The following is a 14920-nucleotide window of genomic DNA, read 5'->3' as shown; positions in this document are numbered from 1 at the left end:
TGTTTGTTCCCGTTTCATTATACCTTTTTTGATCCGTTGATGCAAACATCAATCCTCATCTGCACACGGATTTTTTAATGCGAATAAGGGCTTCTTGATATAAAGCTGCCTATTCTTCTTTTATGCTAATCTAGGGGTGGTTTTCAAGTGGATTTGACAACAATTTTGGGATTGGTTTTGGGATTAGCGGGCTTGATTGGCGGCTATATGATGGATGGCGGCCATCTGAACTCATTGCTCGTTCCCAGCGCCATGGTCATTGTATTCGGCGGAACGTTCGGAGCTGTAGCCATCAGCTTTCCAATGTCAACCTTGGCCAAAATCCCCAGAGCTCTCGGTATTGCCTTCAAGCAAACCAAGCGTGATCCCGGCTCAACAATCGATGAAGTCGTCGATATGGCTTCCATTGCCAGAAGAGAAGGCGTTTTGGCCTTGGAGCGGCGCGCTCAAGAGCATTCGAATCCGTTTCTTAAAGACGGTTTAATGATGGTGGTAGACGGTACAGATCCGGATTTGACGCGTCAGATTCTCGAGCTGGAAATGGATGCTATCGAGCATGAAGTGGAAGGCATGGCCAAGATATTTGAAGCCGCCGGCGGCTATGCCCCTACGATGGGGATCATCGGAACGGTTATGGGGCTGATTCACGTATTGGGCAATTTAGACAATCCAAGCACTCTTGGACCTGCCATCGCAGTTGCTTTTACAGCTACCCTATATGGTGTCATGAGTGCGAACGTGATCTATCTTCCACTTGCCAATAAGATGAAAATTCGCGGAAAAGAGCAGGTTGCCGAGATGGAGCTGATGCTTGAAGGAATTCTCGCTTTGCAGGCCGGTGAAAATCCTCAGCTGATCAAGAAAAAGCTGGCCTCCTTCATCCATGACAAGAAAGCCAAAGGAGAGGCAGGATTCGATAATGGCGCGGAAAAAGAAGCATGAAGAACACATCAACCACGAGCGCTGGTTGATTACCTATGCCGACTTGATTACTTTGCTCCTCGTTTTTTTCATTATCATGTATGCCATGAGTAAAATTGACACTGAGAAATACACCATTTTAGCCCAATCTTTAAATTTGCAATTTACCAAAGGTGACTCCATCATTCCCAAGGGCAATGGCATTAGCGGACAGATCACCCCCACCAATGGTGATGGCAAGACGGAAGGACATGGCACCAGCAATCAAGATCTGAGCAATTTAAACAATGTCAGTATAGACAAGGAAAAGCAAGACAAGGACAAGAAAGAGAAGGAACTCCAGGACCTTTTGCAAAAAATCAATACTTATATCGTGGAACAAAATTTGCAAACTCAATTGTCGGCTGTCAATACGGACAGAGGCATAGCCATTACCTTGAACGATTTGTTCCTGTTCGATTTAGGTAAAGCGGATCTTAAACCGGCGTCCTTCCCGATTTTACAAAAGCTGGCTACCCTGTTCCCAACGCTGAATTCTACGATCAGCATCGAAGGGCACACAGATAACCTTCCGCTGAATACGGGGTCTCCCTTAATAGACAACTGGGGCTTATCCGGCGCCCGTTCCTTGTCGGTACTGCGTTATTTTAAAAATAAAGCCGGGCTGGATGATCGAAAATTCATCTCAACCGGATATGGTGATACCAAACCGAAGGTTACAAACGACACCGCAGAAAATCGCGCCAAAAACCGCAGAGTGGAAATTATCGTGCTGCGTAATGATCCAATTGTCACTCCAGCAAAAGACCCTGTCCCTCAGAAATAGAGGTACAGAGTCTTCTTTCTTCTGCGGCTACATCGGCTTGCCCGATTCATTAGAGCGGAAGCCGCCCAGCTTATTACGCAGGTAAGTCAATAAATGCACCGGTTTGCCTTCCATAACGTACATCGCCTCTTGATCCGGAGCAAGAATAATCCCCAGCTGGTGATGCTCGCCTGAGTAAAGGGCGCGCTGCAGAAACTTGATTTCACCCTGTAAATTCACGACCTCCAGCTTGCAGAAAGCAGCATTCAGCTGCATGGCTGCATGAAGATCGGCCCTATTCTTGATTTTTAGTCCATTCACTTTATGAAGGATCTCTCCGGTATGTATCCCTATCTCGGCGGCAGGACTTCCAGGAATGACTGACAGTACAGTAAGGCCGCGCAGGGAATGGACGTATAGCGGTTTTTGCTTCGATTCATACCAGCGGCTGTACCAAATCAACGCTTCATGAAGCGCAATACTAAGAAGGGCTGCAACCAGAATCAGCGGAGACCAATAATGAGCAGCAGCGGCTAACACCAGCATAAGGACCCCATACAGGATTAAACGCCTTGAGCTTGAGCGTGCTTGATCATCGGGCAGTTTGGAGGTCGTCAGCTCCATGAAGCCAATCATCGCTGGAAAAGCAAGCAGACTCCAGCCTGAAGTGAAATCCGCGCCAAGCAGCGTACCCCACGGGATCGCCCCCGTACTTGCTCCTTGAAGCGGCACCAGCACAAACATAGGAACCGGCCAGAAATTCTGCAGCTGAAAGCCGCCGATAATTTTGCCTCGCTTCCCCTCCAGGAACAGCGGAGTTGCCATTCTCGCTCCCTGCCAGCCTATCAATATGCCTTCCAATAGGTGAAGAATAGCAACAATCATAAGCAATGACGGTATATCTGCATTTGCAATTTGCTTCAGAAGCCAGCTTAAGCCGGGAAGGTTGGAGGTATAAGGTATCCTGTCCGCAATAACATGGGCTATGCCGATTACACCTGCCGAGTAGGCCAAACACAGGAAGCGGACTCGCGCCAAAATCATGACGAGCGTAACCAGCCAGATCAAGTCGATAACTTCCCGCGCAAGGGTAATCCCGAGAAAGAGCATCACGAATGAAATCGCCAAGCCACCGACCAAACCCCAAAGCAGTGTACGCCACGTTTCATTCAAAAGCGAATGCAGCCGGGTGTGAAACAGCTTGCGCTCAAACTGGATCTGTTTGCGATATTGCAAGACAATATACAAAATAGCAATATAATAAAAAGGGTTAATTAACAGCTGCAACCCTGCATGTCCAAGATTATTTAACAGTTGAAAGAATAGATCCATTTTTTTACTGCTCCTCACCAAAAGAAAATAGGAAGGCTGCTTCAGCAACCCCCCTAATAAACATTCGACCTCTAGATCGTTATTCCTGCCTTTAACCTTTTCTTGGTAATGCCCATTATTTCTTGATCTGATCGCTGATGACTTGAATCGCTTTCTTCAACTGCAAATCGTTTTTGGGATCCCGGATTTGCGTCAAAATCGCTTTTTCCAGCTTATTGGCTGTATCTGTATCCACTTCTCCCGTCATCGGCAAGTTATTGATGCGTTGGAACGCTTTTACCGCGAGAACAGTCTTCTCACTGAAATAGCCATCCGTTCGATCAGGCTCGAAGCCGACGCCAGCCAGCATCAATTGCATATTCTTGACATCGTCGCTGTTGGTATCCGCTTTTAGCGTGGTTTTCTTGGTTAACGGTGCGGCTTTAAAATAAGCCGGCTGCTGCACCGGAATATCCGGAGTGATTCCCTTCTTATGGATCCAGTTGCCGTTAGGCGTCAGCCATTTGTAGACGGTCATCTTGATATTGCTGCCGTCACCCATTTCCTTCTCAAAGGTTACCTGCACGGTTCCCTTCCCGTAGGTGGTTTCCCCTACAAGCTTACTGCCCACCGCTTCCTGAAAAGCTCCGGCAAGAATCTCGGAGGCGCTTGCGCTGCCTTTATTGACAAGCACGGTGACCGGATAATTTTTGCCTTTGCCTGTCGATGGCGTAGGCTCGCGCTTGCCTTGCCGATTTTCCACCTGCACGATGGCCTTCCCGCTTTTCACAAAAGGATTTACGATGTCAATGACCACATTCAATAAGCCTCCGGGATCGTTGCGCACATCGATGACTAAACCTTTCATCCCTTTGGACTCCAGGTTCTTCAGCTCTTCCTCAAAGCGCTTAGCCGTATTGGAGGAAAATTGTCGAATCTCGATTTTACCTATTTGGTCCGGCAGCATTTCACTGAATACGGTTTCGACATCAATATCGTCGCGGACGACGATGACCTGAATGGCATCTCCGCTACCCTGCCGGAGCAGCTCCAGCTTGGCCTGCGTTCCCTTGGGTCCGCGAATTTTGGCGACCGCTTGATTGAGTGTCAGCCCATCCAGCTTCTCACCGTTGACCGACAGGATCACATCGTGAGACTGAATCCCTGCCTTCTCGGCGGGAGAGCCTTTAATCGGGGTCACGATGACAACCTTGCCTTCTTCTACAGAAACCTCCGCGCCAATTCCCTGAAAGGAAGAGCTGATGCTTTCGTCAAACTGCTTGGCTTCCTTCTGATCCATATACACGGTAAAAGGATCGTCGAGTGTATTCAGCATGCCGTTAATCGCACCGTTAACCAGCTTGTCGTGATCGACCGTGCTCAGAAACTTGCTTTCGATCAGCTGGTAAGTCGTCGCAAGCTTACTCATATCCTTGTCGGTTAAACCCGATGAAGCAGCAGGAGCTTTCGAGGCGCTTCCCGCAGACTTGCTCACAAATCCCCAAGAGGTTGAATCCGTGATGGTCAGTGTTAAAATACTGCTGGCAAACATCGCCATAATGATAAATGCCAATACGGTACGTCCTTTAAATTGCACTGCGGTTACACCACCTTTTAACCTTCAACCGAGCAAGCTCGTCCTTTTAGTATATGACAGAGATTCCTTTTTTAGTAATCTATTCCTATTATCTCAGAAAAGGCTTGGGATCGATAGGCTGTTCATTTTTTCTCACTTCAAAATGCAGATGGTTTCCGGTAGACTGTCCGGTTGAGCCGACCTCGGCGATTTTTTGTCCGCGTTTTACGATATCGCCCTTCTTGACTACGGTGCCATCATTGCGGATATGCCCATAAAGCGTCCAAACTCCATTGCCATGATCGATGATGACCGTATTGCCGTAACCGCTCCACCATGAAGCCACGATCACGACTCCGTTTTCAGCAGCCACAATGCTTGTCCCATTGGGAGCACCAAAATCAATCCCTTTATGGAATTCATCTTTTTTCCCGGTGACCGGGTTGACGCGATAGCCGAAATCAGAGGTTAGAGGTGCCTTAATCACTAGCGGGAAGCCAAACTTGCCGCCGCTGTAAGTAAATAGATTACTGGTGTCAGCCTTGGCCGCTGCCCGTTTCTTAGCTTGAAGCGCAGCTTCCTGTGCGGCAAATTGGATCAGCAGCTTTTCATTTTCTTCGGAAATTTGCTCGAGATTCTTTTCCATTTTGCTAAGGGACGCGATTTTGACTTCCTTCTCTTTTTCTTTTACTTGCAGTTCATTTCGAACTTGGTCCGCCTGCTCATAAAGCTGTTTGACCTCGGCAAGCTGCTTTTCGGTTTGATCTTTTTTCAGAGCCACGGTATCTCTATCTTTCTTGTTGGATGCCAGAATCTCTTTATCTTGATTAACGATAGATTTCAAAGCGTCCAATCGACTCAAAAAATCGGAAAAGCTGGTTGCGCTCAGCAGCACATCCATATAGGACACAAAACCGTTCATGTACATCAATCGCAAACGCGATTTCAACATTTGGTCGCGCTTCGCCACACGGTCTACGGCCTCATCCAGCAGCTTTCCGTTTACCTGCAGATTCTCGGTTACGGTATCGATCTGACCATTCAGGTCGGATAGCTTTTTGCCGGCATCATTCAATTGTCCCAGCAGTGTGTTCATATCCTGAGCCGTTTGCACTTTCTCCGTTTGCACCTGGTTAATCTGCTTGGATGTATCCGCCGCTTTTTGCTTGGCGTCTGCTTGCTTTTGTTTCAACTGATTGAGCTCTTGATCGATCTTGGCTGTGCTCGTAGCCGCAAAACCGGCATAAGGAACCATCAGCATGCCTGCCATGGTTAAAGTTATTATGAAGGGTAATATCTGTTTATTCAAGTAAGCTGCCTCCCTTTACATCCATCCAACAAAGTATGGATACATCTTCTCAGCAAAATATAAGTTAAACTCTCAAAAACTTGCGAACCGACAGCAAGCTTCCCCATATTCCGATGACCATCCCAATTCCCAATAGAAGAAAGGTTAATGTCAAGCTTATTTCGTTAAATGGCTTTAATTTGATCATCATTAAATTTAAATTCAATCCGTTCAAATTCATAAGATTCCAATAGCCAACAAGGATTAAAATAATCGGGATCATGGAACCAAAAAAGCCCAGAAGCGCTCCTTCGATAAAAAAGGGCCAGCGGATGAATGAATTCGTCGCTCCGACCAGCTTCATGATCGCGATTTCCCTGCGTCTTGCCAAAATAGTCACTTTTATCGTGTTGGCAATCAGGAATACGGCCGTGATAGACAGCAAAATAACAATACCCAACCCGATGTAACGAATGATTTCCGTGACTTTAAACATCGTTTCTACGGTGCCCCTGCCGTAATTGACTTTATAAATGGGCATCGGATCTTTACCCAGATTCAGTGCGGTAATTTTGTCAGCGACCGTTCCCACATTGCGAGGATCGTCGACCTCTATGGTAAATGCATCGTTCAGCGGATTATTTTCTCCGTCAAAGCCGTCCAGCAGCTCCTTGTTGCTTGCACCCAGCTTATCCCTCAGATAGACCAGGCCTTCTTCCTTGGATACGAACTTGACCGTCTTCACTTCCGGGATTGCCTTCATATCCTGCTCCAGAGCAGTGACCTGATCGCGAGGTGTATTGACTTCCAAATAGACACGAATTTCGACCTGTTTTTCAATTTGTGCGGTTATATAATTCACGTTCAAGGTTAATAAAAGAAAGACACCCAAAATAAACAGGGAGATGGCCATGGAGCTAATTGAAGCAAAGGACATCCATCCATTACGGATTACATTTTTCGAGCCTTCGCGCACATGGCGAAGGGCAGTGCTAATCTTCATAGCCGTATTCCCCCCGTGCTTCATCACGGGCAATGAGGCCGTGTTCAATCGCAATGACTCGCCTGCGCATCGTGTTAACGATTTCCTTGTTGTGGGTTGCCATAAGGATAGTTGTGCCGCGAAAGTTAATTTCTTCCATCAATTTCATGATGCCCCATGAAGTTTCAGGATCAAGGTTACCGGTGGGCTCGTCGGCGATAATGACCGTTGGGCTGTTGACTATTGCCCTGGCAATAGCTACTCGCTGCTGCTCGCCTCCGGATAACTGATTAGGGAACGAACCCGCCTTATCCTTCAATCGAACCAGCTCGAGCACTTCCATGGTGCGCTTTTTGATATGTTTTTTTGGAGCTTCAATGACTTCCATGGCAAAAGCGACATTTTCGAATATAGTCAGCTTGGGAAGCAGTCGAAAATCCTGAAAAATGACACCGATATTACGGCGAACATAGGGGATTTTGCGATTTTTGAGCTTCTCCAGGTTAAATCCGTTGACAAAAATGTGGCCCTGGGTAGGCCTTTCCTCTCTATACATCAACTTCATAAAAGTCGATTTACCTGCGCCGGAGGGTCCGACGACGTATACGAATTCATTGCGATCCACTTTCACGCTAATCCCGCGTAAGGCATGCGTGCCGTTGGAATAGGTCTTCCATACGTCCTGCATTTCAATCACACTATCACATCCTAAGTTTATATATAACTCCTATGACTTCGACACTATAGTTGAAATTCCTTTACAATGTGCGCAAAGTTCAACAGCTTTTCACATGTTACGTTTTTTTTCAGTAAAATTTACGTTTGAAGCAGCCTCAAGACCAAACACTCAACAAGATCGCAGAAAATATGGACCCGCCTTCATCGCTCAAAGTCATAATTCAAGATATGCGGGGATACATATGATAGTACAGGCGTCTATCGAAACGCTAATGAAATGAAGGAGCTTTCGGCTATGCTCACGCAATTTCGGTACTATGGAATGGCATTGTTCCTGATCCCTTTGATCCTAGGGTCTGCGGTCTGGGCGTTGTATGCGTATGGGACACAGCAGAAGCTGCCTGCTGGAGTTACGATATCCGGCTGGAATGTCAGCGGCATGGCCTATTCTCAGTTCCAAAAGCAGCTTCAAGAGAAGCTGCAGAGGCTCAATCTGCAGCAGGTGAAGCTGCGCTCATCCGTGAAAGAAGTGGAAAGCAGGCAGCTAACCTTCGGCAAGCTGGGCATGGTGATCCACGACAAAGAGCTGAATGCTGCCTTGGAGCCTTTATTTCAAGGGTCCATCATGGAGCGATTGAAATATAGATGGAACATGCGAAATGCCCGTTTGGAGCTCAGCATCACTTTTGATAACGATCAGCTTGCCAAGGCTGTCCAGCAAAATTGGCAGCAGCTTTATGCGAAAAAGCCGATTTCGGCCAAACGCATCATTCTCGCCAATGATGAGATTCAATATCAAGCAGAGCGCAGCGCCCTGCGTATCGACATAGAGAAGCTAAACGCCGGATTAGCAGCCCATGTTCCGCCGATTGGATCACTTTCGGAATCGGGAGAATCTATCCTCATGGAACTCCCTATCTATGAACAACCTCCTCCCGTTACGCTCCAGTCTTTGAAAGAGCAGGGCATCAAGCGCAAAATCGTCGAATTTACAACTGAAATCGCTGCATCCGGGGAGGGCCGGATTTACAATATCCGCTCGACCGCAGCTTCTATTCAGGACATGCTGCTGAAGCCTGGTGAAATTTTCGATTTCGGCAAGGTTATTCAAAAAACGACTGCTGACTATGGATACAAAGAAGCCCCCGTCATTGTTGGCGGCAAGCTGGTTCCCGGTATCGGCGGAGGCATATGCCAAGTTTCCACTACATTATATAATGCCGTTCTTAGATCAGGTCTCGAGGTCGTGGAGCGCCGCAATCATTCTCTACCCATTCGTTATGTGCCTCTTGGTCAAGATGCAACCTATGCCAGCGGCTACATTAATTTTATATTTCGCAATAATACCCAGCAATCCCTTCTAATTAGAACATTAGCAACGGATACGCAGATGACGGTTAAGCTTTTTGGCGATATCCCTGATTCCATTTCCTATGATGTACAATCTTCAATCGTCGAGACCATCACTCCTCCGATCCAATACGTGCATAATCCTGCATTAGCTCGAGGATCCACGGTCAAGCTTATGAATGGGAAGCCCGGATATAAAGTTGAAACCTATCGCTATAAGAGAGAGAATGGAAATTTGGTTCAAAAGGAGCTCATTTCAACGGATACCTACTCACCTGAACCCACCCTAATCGCTGTCAATAACAGTTCTACTCCCAAAAAACCGCAGCCAACAAATCCTCCCGCACCGACGGTCATCGAAGACGGCATAGCCGGCCCCATTTTTTAACAAAAAAACTCCATAATAGTTATGACAGGTCATATGACTCTAGATACTAGGTCACTATGACTTTTTTTGTATATTCTTAGGATATAAGAACTGCAGAATCGATTTGAAGGAGGCAGCACATGAGCAAGGTAGATTATTTCAGAGAATTAACATATCGACTTCGCGGGCTCCCTGAGAGAGAACGTCAAAATATATTATCCGTATACGAAGAGCTTTTTCAAAAAGCTGCCCAAAACGGCAAGCACGAAGAAGAAATCGCACAATCACTCGGTTATCCGAGAATTCCGCAATGGGATGGTTCCAGAGAACAGCAGCCTATGGCGAATCTCTATGCGAATACGAACCCCTACCAGGGCTATCAACAGCCTTTTCCCGAACATTACACCGTAAAACAGGAAACTGGCTTTAAGGCCATCATCGCCAGCATTGCACTTGGATTTTTCAATCTGGTGTTTGTTCTCGGCCCTTTTATCTCCATATGCGGGTTCATCTTTGCTTTGTATGTGGCGAGTGCGGCGTGCCTCATTTCACCTGTAGCGTTGATTATTGGAGAAAGCTTGGCGGGTTCCTGGACGGATACGCAGTTCGTATTTTTCACCGCGCTGGCCGTCTTCGGCTTAGGTATTCTGCTCACAGTCTTTACCCTGTGGTTTTCCAGGCTATTCTTCAAGCTGGCAGGGCTTTACATTCGATTCAACATGAAAATTATTAAAGGAGCATAATCATGAAACTTACCATCAAAATGATCCTGCTCGCCGGTTTTATTTGCCTGATCGTCGGTGTAATGGGCGCAGCCATGATTTTAAAAACAACAAATATGGAAACAGGACTGGCCAACGTCGATTTGGAAAAAAAGGTGTCGGCCGCAGAGATTAAAAATTTGAGTGTGGATACCGATATTACGGGGGTGGTTTTTATTCCCAGCCAAACTGATGAGATCTGTGCACATTTGACCGGCTTGGTTAGTGAAGACCAGTTGAAAAATACCACAATCGATGCTTCTCTAAGTGGAAAGGAAACCTGGAAAGTGAAAGTAAAAACGAAATCTGGTTTCAATTTCGGATTTCATATTACGGATATCAAAAGCCTCTTTTTGATTGAAAAAGAGAAAAGATTCCGTGTAGAGGTTGAACTGCCGCAAAAAGCTTATAATGAGATCCAAGTAACTACGAATACCGGAGCCATTGATTTGGGGGATATCCAAGCTGATAGAATTACTGCACACGCCGATACTGGCTCTATCTCCATCGGACGCTTTCAAGGGAAAGACATCAACCTTGGAACAGATACAGGAAGAATCACAATGAGAGAAGGCGAAGGAAATGTACACTTGAAGACGAGTACCGGCAGCATTGAAGCCGCTCTCCGAAGCGCGGGGGATACAGTAAACATCCAAACGGATACAGGAGGTGTGAATCTTCGCTTCTTAAATCTTCCCAGCTCTGCTAATTTTGAAATCAGCAATGATACAGGACACATTGATTTCACCTTGCCTAATGCGAAATATAAGCAAAATGAAAAGCATGCAGTTACTGCAAGCATCGGAAATGGCGGCGGCAGCTCGGTTCGTGTTCAAACAGCTACTGGCAGCATTCAAGTCAGATAAGAGCTGCGGAAAAAGGCGCTAGCTCCTGTGATTGAAAACAGGAATAAGCGCCTTTTTTATGTGTTTGATGCGTTATTTGCTTTTTTCCAAATAGAGGCTAAACCAGTCGCTCGACTCACGGACTATTGCTTCGGCACGGCTGACTGCGTCTGCAACTTGATTGGAAGCCGTTCCGCCGTAGACGTTACGGGCGTTTACTACATGCTCCGGTTGAAGGACTTCATAGATGTCATCGCCGAATAATGTGGAAAACTCTGTGAATTCATCCATGCTGAGATCGAGCAGGTATTTATGATTTTGGATGCAATACAGTACCGCCTTGCCGATAACCTCATGAGCTTGACGGAAGGGCAGACCCTTGTTCACCAAATAATCGGCAATATCCGTAGCATTGGAAAAGTCCTGATTCACAGCTTGGCGCATGCGTTCTTTGTTTACCTTCATGGTGGACACCATGGGAGCAAAAAGCTGCAGAGCTCCCTGCAAGGTGTTAACCGTATCCAGCATGCCTTCTTTATCTTCCTGCATGTCCTTGTTGTAAGCGAGCGGCAGCGCTTTAAGAACGGTCATCAGACCGAACAAGTTCCCGTAGACGCGGCCGGTTTTGCCACGAACGAGCTCGGCAACGTCCGGGTTCTTCTTCTGCGGCATAATCGAGCTGCCCGTGCAAAAGGCATCATCGAGCTCGATGAAGGCAAACTCGGTGCTCGACCACATGACCATTTCCTCGCACATGCGGGAAAGATGCATCATGATGAGCGACGCATGGGAGAGAAATTCCACAATAAAGTCGCGATCGCTGACCGCATCGAGGCTGTTCTCGTACACGCGGTCGAAGCCGAGCTGCTCCGCGACAAAATGGCGGTCGATCGGGAACGTCGTCCCCGCGAGTGCCCCTGCACCCAGCGGAAGCACATTGATCCGCTTGTAGCTGTCCTGCAGGCGCTCAACATCGCGCTGGAACATCGACACATATGCCATCATATGATGGGCGAACAGGATGGGCTGCGCCCGCTGAAGGTGCGTATACCCGGGCACGATGGTATCCAGGTTTTGTTTGGCTTGCTCCAGCAGCGCTTCCTGCAGCTTGATCAGCAAGCCTACAAGTTCCACCACCCGCTTGCGCAGGTACAGGTGCATGTCCGTCGCCACCTGATCGTTGCGGCTGCGGCCTGTGTGCAGCTTGCCGCCGACTGGGCCGATCAGATCAATCAGCGCTTTTTCGATATTCATGTGAATATCTTCATTTTGCACATTGTATTCAAGCTCTCCGCGGCGTATCATGCCTTGAACGGCCAGGAGGCCGTCTCTGATTTTGTCCACATCTTCCAATGGCAGGATGCCGCATTTACCCAGCATCGTGACATGGGCTATGCTGCCCTCTATATCCTCTTCCGCCAGCTCCTTATCGAAGCTGATGGAAGCTGTATATTCTTCGACCAATTTGTCGGTTTGTTTCGTAAATCGTCCGCCCCATAGCTTGGACACATGGATCTCTCCTTCAATTATCGACTACCCTATATCGACTACCCTAATGCTGGAAGATTGTATTTCATTCTTCCAGAGTGCGGCGAGGAACTTTGTCACGCTGGAAGCATGTTTTTCATCCTTGCAGTGCAAGCCCGCTCGCCCGAAAGCTCCGCAACTTCCCAGCGCATCGCGCATTGACAGCTCGTAACGCGCGCAGCTCCCAGCGCGCGTTGTGGCTGCGGCGGTCAAACCTCTAGCGCGATCGCGGTCATTGCATTTAGCGGCGGCCAGCTTCTACCGCGGTCAACTCTCGCTTTGCGTTTTGCTCCACGCCGGAGGCTACTTTCAAACGCAGCGCGTTCAAGCGAATAAAACCAGTGGCATCACCTTGGTTATAGGCTTTGGTCGGATCTGCTTCCATCGTAGCGATGTCAGGATTGTACAAGCTGACCGGGCTCTTGACGCCGGCTCCGATGACGTTGCCTTTATATAGCTTGACGCGCACAGTGCCGGTTACGTTCTTTTGACTTTCCGTGACCAGCGCTTGAATCGCCAGACGTTCCGGCGCAAACCAGAAACCATTGTAAACAAGCGTGCTGTACTTGGTGAGCAAGGAGTCACGCAAGTGCATCACTTCGCGGTCCATCGTCAGCGATTCCATCTTGCGGTGAGCCGTGAACAGGATCGTTCCGCCCGGAGTCTCATATACACCGCGGCTCTTCATGCCGACAAAACGGTTCTCGACCATGTCCACCCGACCCACACCGTGCTTGCCGCCCAGGTCATTCAATTCGTCCATGACCTGCAAAGGCGTCATGGGGACTCCGTTCAATCCCACACAATTCCCCTGCTCAAAATCCAGCTCCACATACTCCCCTTGATCCGGTGCATCCTCAGGAGCAACGGTGAGTACGAACATATCCTTGTTGCTGTCAGCGCTAGGATCAAACCATGGATCTTCCAGCATGCCGCTCTCAAAACTGATATGCAGCAGGTTGCGATCCGTCGAATACGGCTTGGCCGCTGAAGCGGTGACAGGAATGCCGTGCTTCTCGGCATAGGCAATCATCTCCGCACGGCCGGGGAATTCCTCACGGAATTCATCCAGGCGCCACGGCGCGATAACCCCAAGCTCCGGGGCAAGCGCAGCCGCGGTCAGCTCAAAACGCACCTGATCATTGCCTTTGCCCGTTGCTCCATGAGCAATGCCTATTGCGCCCTCAGCGCGGGCAATCTCCACCATCCGCTTCGCAATCAGCGGACGCGCAATACTGGTTCCCAGCAGGTATTGCCCTTCATAGAGGGCGCCCGACTGGAACATCGGGTAAATGAAATCCTTGGCAAACTCTTCTCGCAGGTCGTCGATGTACACCTTGGAGGCTCCAGTTTTCAGCGCTTTGGCTTCCAACCCGTCAAGCTCATCCTTTTGCCCGATATCCGCTGTAAAAGCTATAATGTCCGCATCGTATGTTTCTTTCAGCCATTTCAGGATAACCGATGTATCCAAGCCGCCCGAGTAGGCCAGCACTATTTTTTCCTTAGCCATGTATGAGTTCTCTCCATTCTTCCTTACATAATCGCGGCCATAATGGCCTTTTGTGCATGCAGACGGTTCTCCGCCTGGTCAAAAACAATCGAATGCGCGCCATCCATAACGCCTTCACTCACTTCTTCCCCGCGGTGCGCAGGCAGGCAATGCATGAATAAATAATCCTTTTTCGCGTAGGCCGTCAAGGCTTCGTTCACTTGAAAAGACTTGAAAGCAATTTCGCGTTCTTTTTGCTCTTCTTCAAAGCCCATGCTCGCCCACACATCCGTATAGACCACATCAGCATTTTCAACGGCCTCACGCGGATCCGTGCAAACCAGCAGCTTGGAGCCGGACTGATTGGCGTTTTCCTGTGAAGATTGGACCATCTCCCGATCCGGAGCGTACCCCTCGGGAGTCGCAATGGCAAAGTCCATTCCCAGCTTGCATGCGCCCATCATCAAGGAATGCGCCATGTTGTTGCCGTCCCCAATGTAAGCGACCTTCAGACCACACAAGGTACCCTTTTTCTCCAACACGGTTTGATAATCCGCCAGCGCCTGACAAGGATGGGAGGAATCCGATAATCCATTAATCACCGGCACGGTAGCCCCTCTTGCCAGTTCAATGACCCTGCTGTGGCCGAAAGTGCGAATCATGATGCCGTCCAGATAACGGGACAACGTTTGCGCTGTATCCCATACCGTTTCTCCACGACCAAGCTGTATATCATTTTTGCTTAAAAATAAAGCACGGCCGCCAAGCTGGTAAATGCCCACCTCAAAAGAAACCCGGGTGCGAGTTGATGATTTTTCGAAAATCATACCCAAGGTTTTGCCCTCTAAAAAGGCATGCGGCACGCCCGCCTTTTGCCTGTGTTTCAAATCAAGCGCAAGCTGCAGCAAATATTCAATTTCTTCCGTTGTATAGTCTACCAATGCCAGGAAATCTCTTCCCTTCAGCTGATCGGCCAATTGCTCCTTCACGCTCGTATCCATTTGCATCCGCCTTTCTGTC

General features: G+C 48.3%; 13 protein-coding genes. 5 read left to right on the top strand and 8 right to left on the bottom strand.

Translation table 11 applies throughout. The features are described from left to right. Positions 1–147: 147 nt before the first annotated feature. Together BLV33_RS18280 and BLV33_RS18275 are read left to right on the top strand one after the other, a co-directional pair. Positions 148–942: a flagellar motor protein gene (locus tag BLV33_RS18280; protein WP_090794758.1), complete on the top strand. Its 795-nt coding sequence runs from the start codon at positions 148–150 to the stop codon at positions 940–942. Continuing rightward, positions 920–1747, top strand: a complete 828-nt coding sequence (locus BLV33_RS18275) for an OmpA/MotB family protein (RefSeq protein ID WP_090794757.1) — start codon at positions 920–922, stop codon at positions 1745–1747. The genes BLV33_RS18280 and BLV33_RS18275 overlap by 23 nt, the downstream gene beginning before the upstream one ends. Before the next feature lie 27 nt (positions 1748–1774). Here BLV33_RS18275 and BLV33_RS18270 read toward each other — a convergent pair whose 3' ends face one another. The 5 genes from BLV33_RS18270 to ftsE all read right to left on the bottom strand — a co-directional run bounded on the left by BLV33_RS18270 (position 1775) and on the right by ftsE (position 7580). Beyond that, positions 1775–3058: a PDZ domain-containing protein gene (locus BLV33_RS18270; RefSeq protein WP_090794756.1), complete on the bottom strand. Its 1284-nt coding sequence runs from the start codon at positions 3056–3058 to the stop codon at positions 1775–1777. Positions 3059–3173: 115 nt separating this feature from the next. Continuing rightward, entirely contained in the window at positions 3174–4634 is a 1461-nt protein-coding gene (locus tag BLV33_RS18265; protein ID WP_090794755.1) for a S41 family peptidase, read from the bottom strand. Between the two features lie 88 nt (positions 4635–4722). Next, positions 4723–5922, bottom strand: coding sequence for a murein hydrolase activator EnvC family protein (locus BLV33_RS18260; protein WP_090794754.1), 1200 nt, complete (start codon positions 5920–5922; stop codon positions 4723–4725). Positions 5923–5986: 64 nt separating this feature from the next. Beyond that, the gene (gene ftsX, locus BLV33_RS18255) at positions 5987–6904 is read right to left on the bottom strand and encodes a permease-like cell division protein FtsX (RefSeq protein WP_090794753.1); all 918 of its coding nucleotides are present in this window, start codon (positions 6902–6904) and stop codon (positions 5987–5989) included. Beyond that, entirely contained in the window at positions 6894–7580 is a 687-nt protein-coding gene (gene ftsE, locus BLV33_RS18250) for a cell division ATP-binding protein FtsE (RefSeq protein ID WP_090794746.1), read from the bottom strand. The genes ftsX and ftsE overlap by 11 nt, the downstream gene beginning before the upstream one ends. A 276-nt stretch (positions 7581–7856) precedes the next feature. Between ftsE and BLV33_RS18245 the strand changes: the two genes are divergently transcribed. The 3 genes from BLV33_RS18245 to BLV33_RS18235 all read left to right on the top strand — a co-directional run bounded on the left by BLV33_RS18245 (position 7857) and on the right by BLV33_RS18235 (position 10905). Beyond that, the gene (locus tag BLV33_RS18245) at positions 7857–9299 is read left to right on the top strand and encodes a VanW family protein (protein WP_171909198.1); all 1443 of its coding nucleotides are present in this window, start codon (positions 7857–7859) and stop codon (positions 9297–9299) included. 119 nt (positions 9300–9418) lie between these two features. Continuing rightward, positions 9419–10021: an HAAS signaling domain-containing protein gene (locus BLV33_RS18240; RefSeq protein WP_090794744.1), complete on the top strand. Its 603-nt coding sequence runs from the start codon at positions 9419–9421 to the stop codon at positions 10019–10021. 2 nt (positions 10022–10023) lie between these two features. Next, a complete protein-coding gene (locus BLV33_RS18235) occupies positions 10024–10905 on the top strand; it encodes a DUF4097 family beta strand repeat-containing protein (RefSeq protein WP_090794742.1) in 882 nt (293 codons plus the stop codon). A gap of 72 nt (positions 10906–10977) precedes the next feature. On the opposite strand, the gene argH is transcribed toward BLV33_RS18235, so the two are convergent. From argH to argF, 3 genes are all read right to left on the bottom strand, one after another. Further along, positions 10978–12393, bottom strand: coding sequence for an argininosuccinate lyase (argH, locus tag BLV33_RS18230; protein WP_090794740.1), 1416 nt, complete (start codon positions 12391–12393; stop codon positions 10978–10980). Between the two features lie 259 nt (positions 12394–12652). Next, positions 12653–13921, bottom strand: a complete 1269-nt coding sequence (locus tag BLV33_RS18225; RefSeq protein ID WP_090794738.1) for an argininosuccinate synthase — start codon at positions 13919–13921, stop codon at positions 12653–12655. Between the two features lie 23 nt (positions 13922–13944). After that, positions 13945–14901 (bottom strand): ornithine carbamoyltransferase, encoded by a 957-nt coding sequence (gene argF, locus BLV33_RS18220; RefSeq protein ID WP_090794736.1) that lies wholly within the window; start codon positions 14899–14901, stop codon positions 13945–13947. Between the last annotated feature and the right edge of the window lie 19 nt (positions 14902–14920).

This window comes from Paenibacillus sp. GP183, from assembly GCF_900104695.1.
Taxonomy (GTDB): domain Bacteria; phylum Bacillota; class Bacilli; order Paenibacillales; family NBRC-103111; genus Paenibacillus_AI.
This window is presented reverse-complemented; position numbering and strand designations above follow the sequence as displayed.

What these genes read in the sequence shown, in the direction of transcription:
- BLV33_RS18275 (WP_090794757.1), top strand. Translation starts at nt 920, where the DNA reads ATGGCGCGGAAAAAGAAGCATGAAGAACACATCAACCACGAGCGCTGG.
- BLV33_RS18270 (WP_090794756.1), bottom strand. Translation starts at nt 3,058, where the DNA reads ATGGATCTATTCTTTCAACTGTTAAATAATCTTGGACATGCAGGGTTG.
- ftsX (WP_090794753.1), bottom strand. Translation starts at nt 6,904, where the DNA reads ATGAAGATTAGCACTGCCCTTCGCCATGTGCGCGAAGGCTCGAAAAAT.
- BLV33_RS18245 (WP_171909198.1), top strand. Translation starts at nt 7,857, where the DNA reads ATGCTCACGCAATTTCGGTACTATGGAATGGCATTGTTCCTGATCCCT.
- BLV33_RS18240 (WP_090794744.1), top strand. Translation starts at nt 9,419, where the DNA reads ATGAGCAAGGTAGATTATTTCAGAGAATTAACATATCGACTTCGCGGG.
- BLV33_RS18235 (WP_090794742.1), top strand. Translation starts at nt 10,024, where the DNA reads ATGAAACTTACCATCAAAATGATCCTGCTCGCCGGTTTTATTTGCCTG.
- BLV33_RS18225 (WP_090794738.1), bottom strand. Translation starts at nt 13,921, where the DNA reads ATGGCTAAGGAAAAAATAGTGCTGGCCTACTCGGGCGGCTTGGATACA.
- argF (WP_090794736.1), bottom strand. Translation starts at nt 14,901, where the DNA reads ATGGATACGAGCGTGAAGGAGCAATTGGCCGATCAGCTGAAGGGAAGA.